We start from the raw sequence: 18,315 nt of genomic DNA on the forward strand, positions 1-18,315 counted from the left end.
GTGTCACGGATACACGACGCGGTACTTCACGCTGCCCGCGATGCGCCCGACGAGATTGCCGGTCACCCACACCCACGCGCCGCGGCGCTTACGCGACCAACCCCACGGCCACACCGGCGCGGTCGCGGCCACCACGACCGCATGGACGGGAAACCACCACCACTGCCGGCCGGGCGCACCGAACTGCTTCGCCGTCCGCGCCTCCTCACGGCCGTAGTCGACGACCTGATGCCAGGTCTCCCGCAGCCCGGTGCGATACCGGTAAGCCACCATCGCCGCCGGCGCGTAGCCGAAACGGTAGCCCGACTTCTGCACCCGCCAGCAGAACTCGACGTCACTGCCGGCCGTCGGATACGACTCGTCCCACCCGCCGACGGCGTCGAACACCTCCCGACGCACCCCGAGGTTGCAACCGAACGTGATGGGCAGGAAGCGGGCGAGCACCGCTGCGCGATCAGGATCGGGTAGTTCACGCCACGCCGCGACCACCGGATCGTTGAGCGTGTCGCGCTCCAGGGGTCCGCCGACGATGTCGCAGCGCTGCCCCTCCTCCAGCAGCGCACGCAACCAGCCCGGATACACCGCGTCATCCTGATCGCAATAGGCGATGAAACCGTATCGTGCCGAACGGGTCCCGACATTGCGCGCATGGGAGGTACCGGCCACCGCCGACGAGTCGACATAGCGCAGATCGAGTCGCTGCCGATGAGGATGGGTGGCCACGTGCCGCCGGAGTTCGTCGCTGCCCTCGTTGTCGCTGAGGATCACCTCGAACGGCGCCGAACAGTCCTGCGCGGCCAGCGCATCGAGTTGGACGTCGAGATCCGGCAGGCCGCGGTAGGCGGCGATCACCACCGATGCGTTCACCGAAGCAGCCCTCGCAACTCGGCGACCGTGATGGACACCCCGCGGTCGGCCAGCGCTGCGAGTACCGCGCGGAAACTGGCGACCATCGTCTCGGCAGTAGCCCGATCGAACAACGCCGTCGGATACATCAGTGTCCCGGCCAGTCCCGCCGGTACGCCGTCCGCGTGTCGCTCCCGCATCGTGATCTCCACCTCGTGTTTGGCCACCACGCGTTCGATCGGCTCACGCCGCACGCGCACCGCGCCCAGATCGACCTCCGCATCCACCGACCCGTCCGGCTCCGGCTGCACGATCAACGTCGCAGGGAACAGCGGATGTTCACCCGGTGTGGCCGAGATACCCAGTGCTGCAGTTAGTTCCGGCGTAGACACGTCTGGATGCCGCAGCCCGCCCACCAGTTGCTCGTGCACGTCGGCGATCACCTCACCGATCGTGCGCCGATCGTCGACGTCCAGGCGCATCGCCAGATCCTCGGAGAAGTTGCCGACCACTCCCGCCAGCTCCGGATGCGGACGGTTCGCGTTCGCGGTCGCCACATGGACATCCGGAGAGTCGGCGCCCTCGGCGAGAATCACCGCGAATGCCGCCTGCAGCAGCGAGAACAGCGCCACCGACCGGCTCTTCGCCAGTTCGTCGAGTGTCGCATGCGCCGAGCCCTCGACGACGAACTCGATCCCCGCCCCCATCGGATTCCAACGCTCCGGTCGAGGACGATCGGTCCGCAACCGCGGCCGGAAGTCGTTGCTGCGGTCGGCGAATCTGGCTGTCCAGTAGTCCAGTTGACGCTGCCCGTGCTCGGACGGCGCGGTCGGTGCGCCCAGCAGGCGGCGCTGCCACTGCGCGTAGTCGCGGAACCGCACGCCGGGTTCGGGCAGCTCGGGTACCGCACCGTTACAGCGGGCGGCGAACGCCACCACCATGTCACGTGTCAGCAGCGACATCGACTGACCGTCGACATTGAGGTGATGGGACACCACCACCAGCACGTGGGTGTGCTCATCGAGCCGCAACAGCCGCACCCGCAGCGGCGCGACCCCGTCGAAGTCCAACGGCGACCAGGCGATCGCGTCGATCACCCGGGCGCTGTCCGCATCGTCGACCGGCACCGGCTCGAGGTCCCGCTTCAGCACCTCACGCAGGTCATCGATGTCGGTCACCACCAGTTCCGGCCCCGAATCGGTGTCGCGATATGTCGTGCGCAACGCCTCATGCCGCTCGACCACGTCGAGCAACGCCGCGCGCAACGCCGCGACGTCCAGCACCCCGGACAGCCGCAGCGCGAACGGCACATTCCAGTCGGCGCCGACGCCGTCGGCGACCGCCGCGAAGATTCGGCGTTGCGCCGGCGCGATCGGCGCGACCGGGCCGTCGACCCGGACCCGCCCCAGCGCCGCATCGTCGTCGGTGCCCGCCTCGAGCAGCGCCGCCACCGCGTCGGAGAACTCCGCGAGATCCGCGGATTCGAACAACACGCGAACCGGCACCGGCACCCCGAGGTCGGTCTCGAGACCAGCGGCGACGCGCGTCGCCGACAGCGAGTTGCCGCCGACACCGAAAAAGTTGTCCGACAATCCGACCCGATCGGTTCCGGTGACCGATTCCACCACCCGCACCACTGCAGCCTGCACCGGCGTGGACGGTGCCACATACTCGCGGCGCGGACGCGGCGGCTGTGGCAACGCCTGCCGGTCGACCTTGCCGTTCGCTGTGTACGGCAGCGCTTGGAGCCGATGCACCTCCGGGATCATGTAGCTGGGCACCATGTCACGAATCTGACGGCCCACCACGTCACCGGGACTCGAACCGACGACGAACCCGACCAGACGCACCTCGTCGCCCTCTCCCACCGTGACGACCACGGCCTCGTCGACGCCTGCACATCGCCGCAGCGCGGCCTCGATCTCCCCGGGCTCGATGCGGAAGCCGTGCACCTTGAGCTGATGGTCGGTCCGTCCGAGATACTCCAACTCACCATTGTGGTCACGGCGCACCAGGTCTCCGGTGCGATACATCCGCTCACCGGTGAACGGATCGGCGACGAACGAGGCCGACGTGCGTCCCGGGTCGCCGTGATAGCCGCGCGCCAGCTGCACGCCGGCGAGATACAGCTCACCCGCGACCCCCGGAGCCACCGGATGCAGCCGCGCGTCGAGGACGCGCAGCGCCACCGACGGTTGCGCCCGCCCGATCGGAATCCGATCCGCCTCGGCTTCCGGGTCCACCTGATGTGCGGTCACACTGACGGTTGCCTCGGTGGGTCCGTACAGATTGTGGAGTGCGGCCGACGACATCGCCGACATGCGCCGCACCAGCGCGGCCGGCAATTCCTCACCGATACACAGGACAGTGCGCACCGACTCCGGGAACCGGCCGCCGTCGAGCATCATCGACAATGCCGACGGCACCGTGGGCAGCACGGTCACCCCCGAACGCCCCATGGCTTCGCCCAGGGCACGACCGTCGCGTTCCACGCCGGGCTCGGCGATCACCAGCCGGGCACCACACAGCAGCGCCCACCAGTACTCCCACACCGACAGGTCGAAACCGGCGGCTGTCTTGACCATGACGGCGTCGGTCTCGTCGAGCGCGTAGGTCTGCTGCATCCACCGCAGTTGTTCGGCAACCGCACCGTAGGACACTGCAACGCCTTTGGGGCGGCCGGTCGACCCCGACGTGAACAACACGTAGGCCGGATTCTCCGGTCGCAACGGCCGCAGCCGTGGGGGTTCGACGACGTCGGCCGGATGCCGATCCCCCACCTCGGTGAGATCGAGCACCGGACGGCCGAACATCGAATCGCCCGCCGAGGCATCGGAGATCACCAACAGCGCATCGGCCGACTCCACGATCATCCGGGCGCGTTCACCGCCCACGGTCGTACCCACCGGAACGGGATCCACAGGAACGTAGGCGCCGCCCACGGTCACCACCGCGAACATCGCGGTGAGCTGATCGATACCGCGTGCCAGGGCGATGGCCACCCGGTCCTCCGGGCCCACCCCGCGCCGCGCGAGTTCGTCGGCCACCGCGGCCACCCGGCGGTGGAACTGACGGTAGGTGAGGTGGGAGTCATCCCACGACACCGCGCGCGCATCCGGTGTGCGGCACACCTGGCGGGTGAACAGCTCCGCGAGATCGAAACGCGCGGCCCGAACGGGGTGCGTCGCTTCATCGCGTGCCGGCACCGTCACCGACCCTGCGCGTTCGGTGTCGTCGAGGATCTCGAGGTCACCGACAGCGCAATCGGATCGGGACACCAGCCCGTCCAGCACGGCCACGAACCATCGGGTCAGGTTGAGCGCGGTGGAGTGGTCGAACAGCTCGGTGGCATAGGACAACTGCGCACTGAGCCCGGTGGGGGTCGCGCCGTCCCAACGTTCGACCAGGGTGAGGTGCAGATCGAACTCGGCCAGACCGTTGTCCTCGTCGATGGCCTCGATCGTCAGCTCCGGCAGCTCGATCGCGAGACGCCCGATGTTCTGGAACGACAGCGCCACCTGGAACACCGGGTGGCGGGCGGCGGTGCGGGTCAGGTCGAGGCCGTCGACGACGCGGTCGAACGGCAATGTGGTGCGGGAGAACGCGGCCAGATCCGCGTCACGCGCGATCGCCAGCGCTTCTGCTCCGGTGGCGTCCGCGGGAATCTGGGTGCGCAACGCGAGCATGTTGACGAACATGCCCACCACCCGTTCCAGGCGTTCGTCCTCCCGCCCGGCCACCGGGGTGCCGATCACCACATCCCGGTTGGCGCCGAGCCGGCCGAGCAGCACGGCCAACGCCGTGTGCGCCACCATGAATGCACTCGCCGAGTGTCGCTGCGCATGGTCGAGCATGCGGGCATGCAGATCCGCGTCGAGGTCGAAGTCGACCCGGGCGCCGATCCCGCTTCGCTGCGCAGGCCGTGGCCGGTCGGTCGGCAGGTCGATCACCGGTGGGGCATCGGCCAGCCGGTCCTGCCAATAGGCGAGTTCGGTGGCGGCGCGCCCGTCACCGTCGGCCAACAACGCCTGCTGCCAGATCGCGAAGTCCGCGTACTGCACGGCCAGGGGCACGAATTCGGGTGCGACCCCCGACAGTCGGGCACGGTAGGCATCCGACAGCTCGGTCGCGAGGCCGACGACGGACAGGCCGTCGGCGCTGATGTGGTGCAACACCAGGGCGAAGATGTGTTCGGCGGCCGCGGCGGCCGGACCCTCCACCGAGAACAGTTCCGCGCGGATCGGCGGCTCGGCGGTGACATCGAACTCGGTGCGCATCACCGATCGCAGCACGTCGGGCAGGGCAGCGGCACCGACGAGCTGCGGTGCCAACTTCACCGGAACGTCGGTCGGCGACAGGATCACCTGGTACGGGTGACCCTCGGTGTCCGCCGGATACATCGTGCGCAGCGCCTCATGACGCTCGACGAGATCGCCCAGCGCCGCCGCGAACGCCTTGTGCTCCATCGTTCCGGTGAGCCGCAGGATGATCGGGATGTTCTCGGTGGCCGCCGACGGGTCGAACCGGTTGAGGAACCACATCCGTTGCTGCGCCGGGGACAGCGGAATCGTCGCGGGCCGCGGCAGTGAACCGAGCGCCGAGGTGGTGCCTGCTTGCGCCCGCCCGATTCGCCGGGCGAGTTCGCGGGCGGTGGGCGCGTCGAACAGGTCACGAACCGCGATGTCACGCCCGGTGACGCCCCGCAGCCGCGACACCACCCGGGTGGCCGACAATGAATCACCGCCGACCTCGAAGAAGTTGTCCAGCACGCCGAGACGTTCGAGTCGGAGTACCTCGGCGAACGCGGCGACCACCACTTCCTCGCGGGTGGTGGCGGCCGCCGCATGCTCCACGACATCGAAGTGCGGCTCGGGCAGCGCACGACGGTCGATCTTGCCCGCTGCCGTCAGCGGCAGCGCATCGACTTCGGTGATCGAGGACGGCACCGCGTACGCCGGCAACCGCGACCGCAGGTGGGCCATCAGTGCGATCCGGTCGAACGGCTGCGATCGCGCCGGCTCCACGTACGCAACGAGGGCGAGCGCGTCGGCCGGCCCGGGGCGGCCGACGGCGACGGCGGCACCGACGCCCGGATACGACCGCACGGCGGCTTCCACCTCGCCGAGTTCCACCCGATGTCCGCGGATCTTGATCTGGAAGTCACTGCGTCCGTGGTGGATCAGCGTGAGCTTGCCGGCGGGATCGGCTACCTGGCGGACGAGGTCGCCGGTTCGGTAGCGCCGTGACCCGGGCGGACCGTCCGGGTCGGCCACGAAGGTGGCGGCCGTCAGACCCGGCCGTCCGTGATAGCCGCGGGCCAACCCCTGACCCGAGACATACAGTTCGCCGGTCACCCCGGGCGCGGATCGGGTCAGGCTCGGCGAGAGTACCCGCGCGGCGGTGCCTGCGATCTCCCGGCCGATGGGCACTGCCGCACCCGACACCGGCGGCAGCGGACCCGCCGCGGTGGCCATGATGGTCGACTCGGTGGGGCCGTAGGCGTTGAAGAATCTCTTGCCCAACGCGATCCAACGGTTCGCGGTGGCCGGTGCGCAGGCGTCACCGCCGACGATCAGCACCTCGAGGCGCGGTAGGGGGTCCTGGGCAATCGCGTCGACCACCGGTATCTCGATCGTGTCGAGTGCACCGGGGGTGAGGAAGGCGTGTGTCACCTGCTGCTCGTGGAGGACACCGCGCAGGTCCTCGGCCCCGTAAACATCCGTCGGCGCGATGACCGACGTCGCGCCGGCGTCGGCGGCGAGGAGCAGTTCCAGGATGGCCGCATCGAACCCCGGGGACGCGAAATGCAGTACCCGGCTGTCGGCCCTGACACCGTAGCGGCGCTGCTCGGCGACGAATGCCGACAGTCCGCGATGGGTGACCGCGACCGCTTTCGGCCGTCCGGTGGACCCGGAGGTGTAGATCAGGTAGGCGAGCTGGTCGACATGTCGCCGGACCGGGGTCGGCGGCTGCGACGACCGGCGCGATGCCACGGTGTCGAGTTCGATCACCTCGCTGACACCGGCCAATGTCTCTGCGGCGCAGCGATCCCGCTGCTGGGAGGTGGTGACGACGATGGCCGCTCCCGAGTCTTGCAGCATGAACGCGACCCGGTCGTCGGGCTGGCGCGGGTCGATCGGCACGAACGCCGCGCCGGTGGACGCCACCGCTCGCAGCGCGGTGTAGAAGCGGATCGAACGGCTCAGGTACAGCGCGACCACGACCTCCGGTCCGGCACCCGCCGCCCGCAGACGCGCAGCGAGTTCGTCGGTTGCGCAACGCAGTTCATCCTCGCCCAGCTCGCGCAGCACCGTCGGGTCGGACGCGCACGGGTCGCAGCCGACCAGGCGGTGACCGGGTGTGTCCAGGATCTCGGCCAGGTACCGCGGCGTGACGGCTGCGGGTCCGGCGGCGCCGTCGAGTGCGCGTCGTTCCTGCGCGGTGAGGATCTCGACGGTCCGCAAGGTCGCGTCCGGGACTGCGGTGAACATGTCGATGGCGGTAGCGAATCGGGTCAACAGTGTGCGCGCGGTGTCCGCGCGATACACGTCGGGCCGGTAGACCAGTTCGAGGGCAGGCGCCCCTGTTTCGCCGGCGAATGCGGTGAACTCCAGATCGAATCGTGCCATCGGCACGTCCAGACGTTGCGGAGCAACAGATTCGAGGTCGGCAGCCGGGTGCTCGGCACCGTCGACGGTGAATGTCACCTGGATCAGCGGGTGACGCCCGTCGCCGCGCGAGCGCCCCAGGTCGTCGACGACCTGCTCCACATCGACGGCCGCATGCTCGATAGCCGACACGATCTGATCGCGCGATTGATCCACCACGGCAGCGAAATTGCCGGCCTCGTCGACGTCACTGCGCAGGGCCACCAACGAGACGAACATGCCGATCAGGTCCGCGACGTCGGGCTCCCATCGGCCTGCGGTCGGGGTGCCGATCACGATGTCGCGGCCTGCGCCGGAGCGGGCCAGCGTGACGGCCAACGCCGCGTGCAACACCGCGAACGCGGTGGTGTGATGGCGATCGGCCAGATCGGCGACACGCTGCCAGATCGCGGGGTCGAGCGCCGTCCGTTCCACCGCGCCAGTCGGTCCCGCTTGCGCATCCGAATCCGCCTCGGGCACCGACAACGCGGGCGCACCGGCCAACACCGACCGCCAGTAGCGCAAGTGCTCGGACACCAAGGATGTGTCGTCGTCGACCTCGCCGAGTCGCGCGTCGGTACGCAGTACGTGGTCGGCATACTGCAGTGGCAGCGGCGCCCATTCGGGCGCCAGCCCACCGAGCCGTGCGGTGTAGGCATCCGTCAGATCGCGCGCCAGGATGCGTAGCGACCATCCGTCGGCCGCGACGTGATGGACCATCAGCAGCACCGTCGTAGTGGCGGCGTCGACGGCGTGTACCAGCAGCCGCACGGGCAGGTCGGTGCTCAGATCGATCGGTTCGGTGAGGGCGGCGGCGATCAACGCCTGCTCGACCGACCCGCTGTCGGGTGCCACGTCATCGAGCACGCGGATGAGGTGCGCGCTCAACTCGCGATCCGGTTCCATGATCCGCTGGATCGGCTGCCCACTGCCGCCGTCGGGGTAGACGGTGCGCAGGATCTCGTGCCGTGTGAGCACATCGGCGAGTGCGGCCTGCAGCGCGCCGATGTCGATGGCCTGCGGCACACGCACCGGCGCGACGATGCGATAGGCGGCCGAGTCGGGATCAATACGGTTGTGCAACACCATCTGCCGCTGGACCGCAGACAGCGGCAGCTCGGCCGGCCGGGGCGGCAGTACGACGGCGGCCGTCGCGTCCGCAGTCGCCTCGAGTGCGTCGGCGGCGGCGGCCACCGCCGCCGCGGTACGACCGTCGAACACCGCCCGCACCGGTATCAGCACGCCGAGCCGCTGCTCGACGCCGGCAACGATTCGCGTCGCCACCAGCGAGTTGCCACCGGCGGAGAAGAAGTCGTCGTCCACGCCGACGTCGACACCGAGCACATCGGTGAACACCGCCAGCACCGTGCGCTCCGACTCCGTGCGCGGGTCGCGAGACCGGCCCTGTGCGGCGGATCGGGTGGGTGCGGGCAGCGCGCGACGATCGACCTTTCCGCTGGTGCCGATGGGCAATGCGGTGGCCGGCATGATGTGTGCGGGCACCATGTGTTCGGGCAGCGTCGCCCGCAGGTGCGCACGCAGTTGCGCCACGTCGACCGGGTCGGCGTCGGTACGGCCCACCACATGGGCGACCAGTTGGTCACCCAGTTGCGGATCGGTGTGCACCACCACGACGGCGGCAGCCACCGCGGAATGCCCCGCCAGGACGGTCTCGATCTCGCCGAGCTCCACCCGCTGGCCACGGATCTTGACCTGGAAGTCGCTGCGGCCCAAGTACTCCAACACTGGAGCAGCACCCTCCTGCGGGGCGCAGCGCCAGCGCACGAGGTCGCCGGTACGGTACAACCGCTGCCCGTCGCCCCACGGTGAGGCGACGAACCGGGCCGCGGTGAGGTCACCACGACCGTGGTAGCCGCGGGCGAGCTGGACACCGCCGAGGTAGAGCTCACCGGTGACCCCGAGAGGCGCCGGACGCAGGTAGCGGTCGAGCACCATCACCTCGCCGCCGGGCACCGGCCGGCCGATGGACACCGGACGGTCCACGATGTCCTCGGGGCCGACAGTGGTGGCGGTGATGTCGACGGCGGCCTCGGTCGGTCCGTACAGGTTGTGCAGAGCAGCTGGAGTGCGGCGCAACAGTTCTGCCGCCGCCGGTGAGCCCAGGGCCTCCCCGCTGGTCACGACGTGCCGCAACGCCGGGAACCGCGCATCGGCGGGTAGGGCGGCGAGGAAGGTGTCGAGCATCGCCGGTACGAAATGCACCACGGTAACCGCGTGATCGCGCAGCAACTCCGCGATCTGGTAGGGGTCGCGGTGGGCATCGGCGGGTGCGAGCAACGTACGAGCGCCGGCGGCCAAGCCCCAGAACAGCTCCCACACCGACACGTCGAAGGTGGCCGGAGTCTTGTGCAGGATCACGTCGGTGTTGTCGATCGGATATGCGGTCTGCATCCAATCGAGGCGGTTGACGATGCCGGCATGCGACACCACCACGGCCTTCGGCGTACCGGTGGACCCGGAGGTGAACAGCACGTAGGCGGGATGCTCCGGCCGCAGCGGCGCACGGCGGTCGGCATCGGTGACCGGTGTGTCCGGCCATTCACAGCAGGGATCTGCGGGGTCGATGACGGCCGAGTGCAGGTCTGCGGGTAGGTGACGATCGTCGCGGGCGACCACGACGATGGGCCGTACGGCATCGAGCATGGCCTCGATGCGCTGGGCCGGCCAGGACGGATCGACGGGCACGTAGGCGCCGCCTGCGGCGACGGTGGCGTGCACGGCGACCAGCAGGTCCAGCGACCGCTCGACCACCACCGCGACTGTGCGTTCGGGTTCGACGCCGGCCGCGATCAGCCTGCGGGCGGTGCGCGCCACCCGGGCCACGAAGTCGGTGAAGCTGACGATTTCGGTATCGGTCACCACCGCAACGGCATCGGGGTTGCGCGCGGCCATGACCGGCAGCAGTCCGGCGAGCGTGCGCATCGGGTGAGGGTCGCCGAGAACCGGTGCGGGTGCGGGTGTGCGCCCCCACTCGGCGAGGTTCGTGTCGGCGACGTCCGTGGCCGGGGCCGCGGCCCGGTGCACCGCGCGGGCCGGTTGGGCGATCAGTCCGGCCACGACGGCGCGGAACATCTCGGCCACCTGCGTCACCGTCGCGCGGTCGAAGAGGTCGGTGGCGTAGGTCCAGCGCATCCGCACCCCGCCCTCGGGTGCCGTGCCGTCTACGGGGAGATCCACCGTGGCGTGCAGGTCGAAACGCGCCACCGGGAGTTCGACATCGATCAGTGCGGCTCCGTCGATGACCGGCGCCGGGTCTCCGACGGCCAGCATCACCCCGAAGAGCGGATGATGTGCACCGCCGCGGTCGGGTTCGTGTTCTGCCGCGAGTTCGTCGAACGGCACCTCGCTGTTGGCGAGCGCGGCGACGTCGACGTCGCGAACGTGCCGCAGCAGCTCATCGGCACTCACCGACTCGTCGATCCGGGTACGCAGGACGGCTGTTTCGACGAACATGCCGATCAGGTCGTCGAGTTCGGCGGCGCCTCGCCCGGACACCGGTGTACCGATGGCGATGTCGGTGGTACCGCTCAGACGGGCGAGGGTGACGGCGAGCGCGGTGTGCAGCAGGTGGAACAGCGATGCCTGTCGGCTGCGTGCGAAGTCGTCGGCCGCGGCGACCAGTTCGACATCGAGGTGCGTGTCGATGGTGTCGCCCCGATGCGTGGGGCGCACCGGGCGCGGCCGATCGACGGGTAGCGGCAGCGGGCCGGGTGGGTCGGCGAGAACATCGCGCCAGTACTCGCGCTGGCGCTGCAGCGACGGGTGGGCCGGGTGGTCATCGTCGCCGAGGAGTTGCGTCTGCCACACCGCGAAGTCGGCGTAGTGCACCGGTAGCGCAGGTGCGTCGTCCACGCCGAGGTAGCCCCCGAGGAGATCCCGCAGCAGCGGTCCGAACGACCAGCCATCGGCTGCGATGTGATGCAGCACCACCACCAGCGCCGTCGAGTCGTCCTCGGTGCGCAGTACGCGCACGCGCAGCGGGATCGCGGCCGACAGGTCGAAACCGTCGGCGGCGATCGCGGTGATGACTGCGCTCAGTTCACGTTCGGTGATCGCCGTGGCGTCCAAACTGATGTCGGCGCCGGCGATGGCCTCTTCGGTCAACAGGATTCGCTGCTGCGGCACCCCGCCGTCGGCCGGATAGATCGTCCGCAACACCTCGTGCCGCCCGATGACGTGGGCCAGCGCGGCGCGCAACGCGGCCGGATCGGGGGTGTCGGTGAGCCGCACGGCGAACGGCAGGTTGTAGAGGCCGGTTCCCGGCGCGAACTGCTCCATCAGCCACATCCGATGCTGCGCACGCGACAGCGGCAACACCTCCGGGCGGGGCAGCGATCCGACGGCCGGCCGGTCGCTGACCGCGGCGTCGTCCACCCAGCGGGCGAGGTCGGCGATCACGGGTGCCTCGAACACCGCCCGCACCGGGACATCCCGGCCCAGTCGGCGGCCGATCCGGGCCGCGAACCGGGTGGCGAGCAGGGAGTTGCCGCCGAGCGCGAAGAAGGAGTCGTCCCGACCGATCGGCTGTTCGTCGGCGACCCGGCCGTCGAGCAGTTCGGTGAGCACATCCACGATCGTGTGTTCGGTGTGGGTGGCCGGTGCGGTATACGTCGTCGCGGCCGACGTCGGCGCCGGCAGGCGAGAACGGTCCAGCTTGCCGTGGATACTCAGGGGCAGTTCGTCGAGCAACACCACCGCTGTCGGCACCATGTAGGCGGGTAGGACCGTGCGCAGACGCGCCAGGATGTCGTCGGGATCGACGGTCGCACCCGATGACGGGACCAGGTAGGCGATCAGGGCGTCACCACGCGCGACGGCCACCGCCGCGCCGCTGACCGCGGTGTCGCGCAGGAGGGCTTGTTCGATCTCACCCAGCTCGATGCGCTGTCCGCGGATCTTCACCTGGAAGTCGTTTCGGCCCAGATACTCCAGGTCGCCATCGGCATTCACCCGAACGAGGTCACCGGTGCGGTACATCCGGCGTCCCACAGCCCGCGGGTCCGCGACGAACCGCTCGGCGGTGAGATCGGTACGACCCTGGTAACCGGCCGCCAATTGTGCACCGGCCAGGTACAGCTCGCCGGTGACCCCGGCCGGCACCGGATGTAGCCGGCGGTCCAGCACCAGTGCATCGGAGCCGGTCACCGGTCGGCCGATCGGCACCGTCACCGGCGCGTGATCATCGGCGTGCCAGGCGTGTTCGGTGATGCCGACGGCGGCTTCGGTGGGCCCATAGAGATTCACCACACGAGCACCGAATTCGGTTGCGGCGCGGCGGGCCGTGACCGGGCGCAACGCTTCGCCGATACACAGAATGGTGCCGGGTGCATGGTCTCCGGCTCCGGGATCGTCGGCACGCGCGTCGAGGTAGGCCTCCAGCAGCGAGGGGACGAAATGCGCGGCGGTCACCCCGGCGCGGGTGCTCAGCGCGTCGAGGTAGGCCGGATCGCGCTGACCACCGGGCGCGGCGATCGCGAGGCGCGCGCCGGACACCAACGGCCAGAACAGTTCCCACACCGACAAGTCGAAGGTGATGGGCGTCTTGAGCAGTACGGTGTCGGCGGCACCGATCCGATGGGCGGCGCGCTTCCATCTCAACTGGGTCGCTATGGCACCGTGTGAGACGACCACCCCCTTGGGGGTACCGGTGGACCCGGAGGTGTGGATGACGTAGGCGGTGTTGTCGGCCCGCAACGGCCCGCGGCGGTCGGCGTCGGTGACTGGGTGGCCGGCGAATTTATCCACCTCAGCGGTTCGGACGTCGATCAGTACGGCGGTGGTCGGCACCCTCAGGTGCGAGACGTCCGCGTCGGTGATGATCGCGCACGGCGCGGTGGCGTCGACGATGAGGGCGGTGCGGTCGACGGGTGCGTCCGGGTCGATCGGCACGTAGGCTCCGCCGGCACGCAAGACGGCCAGGATCGCCTCGACCATCCGGGGCGAGCGCGCCATGGCCACCACCACCCGACTCTCCGGTCCCACCCCGGCGTCGATCAGGAGGCGGGCGAGCCGATGTGTCCGATATGTCATTGCCCGATAGGTGGATTCGACCGCGGCGCCGGCGGCCTCACTCCAGATCGCGACCACGTCGGGAGAGCTGTCAGCTGCCGCATCCAGCAGAGCGGTGAGCGTGTCCGCACCGGGTTCGGCCGTGTCTCCCACCAGTACCCCGTCGATGACAGCGGGCGCGGTGGGCGCGACCAGTGCCGCACCGGAGATGTCGACTGCCGCGAGATCGCCGACGGCACAGCTCGGATCGGCGACGGCAGCCTCGACCACAGCTGTGAACAGTTCGTGCCATCGGACCACGGTGGAGCGGTCGTACAGGTCGCGGTCGTAGTCCCACAGCACCGACATCCCGGAGTCGGTGTCGGTGATGGTCAGGTGCAGTTCGGATTTCGCGACACCGGACGGCTGCTCGATCACCTCGACATCCAGGTCGTCGAGGGTCACGTGGGTGGGCGCCATGTTCTGATACGAGAAGCCCACCTGGAACAGTGGGTGATGCGCGGCCGAGCGCATCGGATTGATCAGGTCGACGAGCCGGTCGAACGGGATGTCGGCGCGTTCGACCGCGTCGAGGTCGGTCTCGCGGACGGCGGCGAGCACGGTTCGGAAGTCGTCGCCGGGACGCAAGCGGGTGCGCAACACCACGGTTCCGACGAACATGCCGACCAGGTCGACCAGGTTCCGGTGACCACGCCCGGCAACCGGCGTGCCGACGGCGATGTCGTCGCTGCCGGTCAACCGTGCCAGCGTCACCGCGAGGGCCGTGTGCGCCACCATGAACGGCGTGGTTCCGGTGGACTCGGCCAGCGCTCTCAGACCTGACACCACTGTCGGCGACAGCTGCGTGCGCACTTCCCCGCCCCGCCCGCGCAGGGCCGCCGGACGTGGCCGATCGGTGGGCAACTCGAGCCGTTCCGGCAGGCCTGCGAGCTGGTGGTGCCAGTAGTCCAGTTGCCGCGCGACCGTCGAGTCGGGGTCGGCCTCGCTGCCCATCAGATCGTGATGCCAGTGGGTGTAGTCGCGGTAGCTCACCGGCAGCGGTGGCCACGCCGGCGGTGTCCCCTCGCGGCGCGCCCGGTAGGCCACCGCCAGGTCCCTGGCCAGTGGCGCGGTCGACGACCCGTCGGCACTGATGTGGTGCACCACGCAGAACAGCACATGGTGGTCGGTGGCGATGCGAAGCAGATGTACCCGAATCGGCGGTGCGGCAGCGACATCGAATCCGGAGTCGGCGAGTTCCACCAGGGTTGCGGACAGTTCGGACTCTGCGACCGTGCGGACGGTACGCGTGAGATCAGTGAGCCCGACAGGCAGGTCGGCGATGTCGAGGACCTGCTGAACCGGCCCGTCGGGTGTGTCCGGGTACATGGTGCGCAACGGTTCGTGCCGCTCGATGAGGTCGGCCACCGCAGCGCTGAGCGCATCGATGTCGATGGACCCCCGCAACCGCAAGGCGATCGGGATGTTGTACATCGCCGAGTCCGGATCGAATTGGTTCATCACCCACATCCGGTGCTGCGCGGGCGACAGCGGGGTGACGCGACCGTCGTCGGGCAGCGGCCGCAGTTGCGGGCCGTCGTCGCCACCCGGTTGTTGCTCGACCCGTTCGGCGAGTGCCGCCACCGTGGGGGCCTCGAAGATCCAGCGCACCGGAACCGTGGTCGACAGACGATCGTTGATCGCCGCCACCACCTGGGTGGCGATCAGGGAGTTGCCCCCCAACGCGAAGAAGTCGTCGGTCCGACCGACCTCCCCGACACCGAGAACCTCGGCGAAGATCTCCGCCGTCAGCCGTTCGGTCTCCGTTTCGGGCCGCACGTACTCGGCGACCTCGACGGTGGGCTCGGGCAGGGCGGAGCGGTCGAGTTTGCCCGACGTCGTCAGCGGGATCGTCGTCAGGGTCACCAGCGCGTTCGGCACCATGTGCGCGGGCAGTCGTCGACGCAGGACGCCCTTGATCTCCAGGTGGTCGACGTCGCCGGTCACATAGCCGACCAGCATCTGCGCGCCGGGGCCGCCACGGACCTCGCAGGCGGCGAACTCGACGCCCGGCACCGCGGACAGTGCGGCCTCCACCTCGCCGAGTTCGATGCGGAAGCCACGGAGCTTCACCTGTCGGTCCACGCGACCCTGGTAGTCGAGGTGACCGTCGGCGTCCCAGCGCGCGAGATCCCCCGTCCGGTACATGCGGGACCCTGGCACGCCGTAGGGGTCGGCGACGAATCGACTTGCGGTGAGCGCGGTTCGGTGGTGATAGCCCAGCGCCACCCCGGCACCACCGAGGTAGAGTTCACCGGTCGAGCCCACCGGTACCGGCTGGAGTCGGTGATCGAGGATCACCGCGGTGGTACCGCTGATCGGACGCCCGATCCTCACGGGGGCACCACTGCGCAGCGGTCCGGCCAACGCGGCCATCACGGTGGTCTCGGTGGGGCCGTACGCGTTGAACATGCGACGCCCGATCGCCCACCTCGCCACCAGATCGGGTGGACATGCCTCACCTCCGACGATGACGGTGTGCAGGTCGTCGAGGCGGGTGTCGGGAACCGAGGCCAGCGCCGCCGGGGTCACGAAGGCATGGGTGACGCGGGTGCCACGCAGCAGGGCGGCCAGTTCCGCACCGCCGTACACATCGGTCGGCGCGATCACCATGGTGGCGCCGGACGCGAAGGCAAGCAACAGTTCCAGGATCGACGCGTCGAAGCTCGGTGAGGCGAAATGCAATGTGCGCGAACCAGGCCCGACCTCGTAACGCCGGTTCTGCTCGGCAGCCAGGGAGGCCACCCCCCGGTGGGAGACCATCACGCCCTTGGGCACGCCGGTCGATCCCGAGGTGTAGATGAGGTATGCGGGATCGTCGATACGCAGCGGCCGGATGCGGTCGGTATCGGTGACCGGTTCAGGCGATGCCGCCCGGTACCGGTCGAGCATCTCGGGTGTATGACACCGGTGCCATCGGGTTGTACCGCCGGTCTGCGGCACCGCGTCGTCATAGCCGGGTGCGGTGATGCCGTGATCGGCGTCGCTGTCGTCGAGCAGGAACTGGATACGGTCGCGGGGCGACTCGGGGTCGATCGGGATGAAGGCACCGCCGGCGGCCAGCACGGCGAGTTCGGTGACCACCGACAACGCACTGCGCGGCAAAACGACGGCGACCAAGCTGCCCGGTCCCACCCCGCGGTCGATGAGCACCCGGGCGAACCGGTTGACCCGAGCACCGAGTTCGGCGTAGGTGAGGTCGGCGTCACCGGCGATCAGGGCGGTCGTGGTCGGATGAGCGTCGATCACGTCGCCGAACAGGTTGGGCACGGTGACGGATGTCGCCGCTGCCGGTCCGGCGGCCGGGATCAGGCTCGCGCGCTCGTCGCCGGTGAAGGAATCGAGCGTGACCGCACGTCGCTCTCCCGGTGCGTCGATCAGCTGCGCCAGGACCTGCAGGAAACGCCGATGGTGTGCACGCAGGTCTCCCGTCGAGTACGCTGCGGCGTTGCCCTCCAACTCGATTCGCGTCGCGCCGGTACCGGTGTAGATCGTGAATGCGAGGTCTTCCACCGGCCCGGTGGTGAGGATGTAGCTGCGGCCGGTGCACCGCCCCAGCACGACCTCGGACCGGAAGGTCATCACGTTGACCGCCGGCCCGAAGAATCCGCGTCCGACGTCGGCCGCGGCCGGCCGTTCGGCCGAACCGTCGGCCATGTCCCGGAGCATGTCCTCGAAGCGATAGCGCTGCCGGCGAAGAGCGCCGCCCATCTCGGCGGTCACACTTGCGATGAGGTCGGCGACGGTGGTGTCGGCGGTGATTGTGCTGCGGATCGGCACCACGTTGCTCACCATGCCGCCCGACCGGCGCAGCAGTGCGTTGGTGCGCGCCGACACCGGCAGGCTCAGCATCACATCGTCGGTACCGGTGCCCTGTGCGAGTAACAGCGCCGCGGCCGCGGTGACCAGGGCAGGCAGCGCGGTACCCAGCGCTGCGGCGCGTTCGGCGAGCCGAGCACTGAGGTCGGGGTCGAGCGCGTCACCACAACTGTGGGTGCGCGGGGTGACGGTCGGGTCGGGATCGGCCAGTCGGACCGGGGCGGGCAGGTCGCTCAGCCGGTGCGACCAGTACTCGCGATCACGCTCATAGCGCGCCGATTCTCGGTAGGCGAGATCGTCGGCATGAAGTTCGGCGAGGTTGCCGGCGCGACTCGGCGGCACGGACGCACCGTCGATGCGGGCCGTGTAGACCTCGGAAGCACGTTGCGCGAAGGTTGCAGCACCGTAGCCGTCGAGCACGATGTGATGCACACGCGTGTACCAGAAATGGCGATCGTCGGCGATACGAATGGTCGCCGATTCGATCAGCCGGTCCTGCAGCAGATCAAGTGGTCGACGGAACTCCGCATCCATCCAGGCGCGGGCGTCGGCCTCGGGGTCGTTGCGTCCGCGGAAATCCAGATGCAGCATCTCGTCGCGCAGCGAGTCGTCGAACACCTGCTGCGGTACGCCGTCGGGTCTGGTCCCACCGACCAGCCGCATCATGCCGACGTGCAGGTCACGGGCCACCTGACGGCCCACCTCGGTGAGCAGCGCCCGATCGAGGTCGCCGCGGACATCGACGTACTGGGCGATGTTCAGCGGAACGTCGGGGACCAGCTGCTGGGCGAACCAGATACTGCGCTGGGCCGCCGAGAGGGGCACCACGTTCTCGACCGGCGACAGATCACTCACCATCACTCACGCATCACTTGTCGGGGACATTCTCCGAGTGCCTCTCTGCGGACCCGCTGGCAGTCGTCCGACTGGGCGC

At 69.4% G+C, this 18,315-nt stretch carries 2 protein-coding genes; both read right to left on the reverse strand.

The features are described 5' to 3' along the window. Positions 1-3 precede the first annotated feature (3 nt). Positions 4-867 carry a glycosyltransferase family 2 protein gene (locus tag VX037_RS16640; RefSeq protein WP_235724450.1) on the reverse strand — a complete coding sequence of 288 codons (864 nt, stop codon included), beginning with the start codon at positions 865-867 and terminating at the stop codon, positions 4-6. After that, a complete protein-coding gene (locus tag VX037_RS16645; RefSeq protein ID WP_328714996.1) occupies positions 864-18,239 on the reverse strand; it encodes a non-ribosomal peptide synthetase in 17,376 nt (5,791 codons plus the stop codon). The genes VX037_RS16640 and VX037_RS16645 overlap by 4 nt, the downstream gene beginning before the upstream one ends. Positions 18,240-18,315 lie beyond the last annotated feature (76 nt).

Origin of the sequence: Gordonia sp. Z-3 (genome assembly GCF_036233855.1) — a bacterium.
Lineage (GTDB): Bacteria > Actinomycetota > Actinomycetes > Mycobacteriales > Mycobacteriaceae > Gordonia > Gordonia tangerina.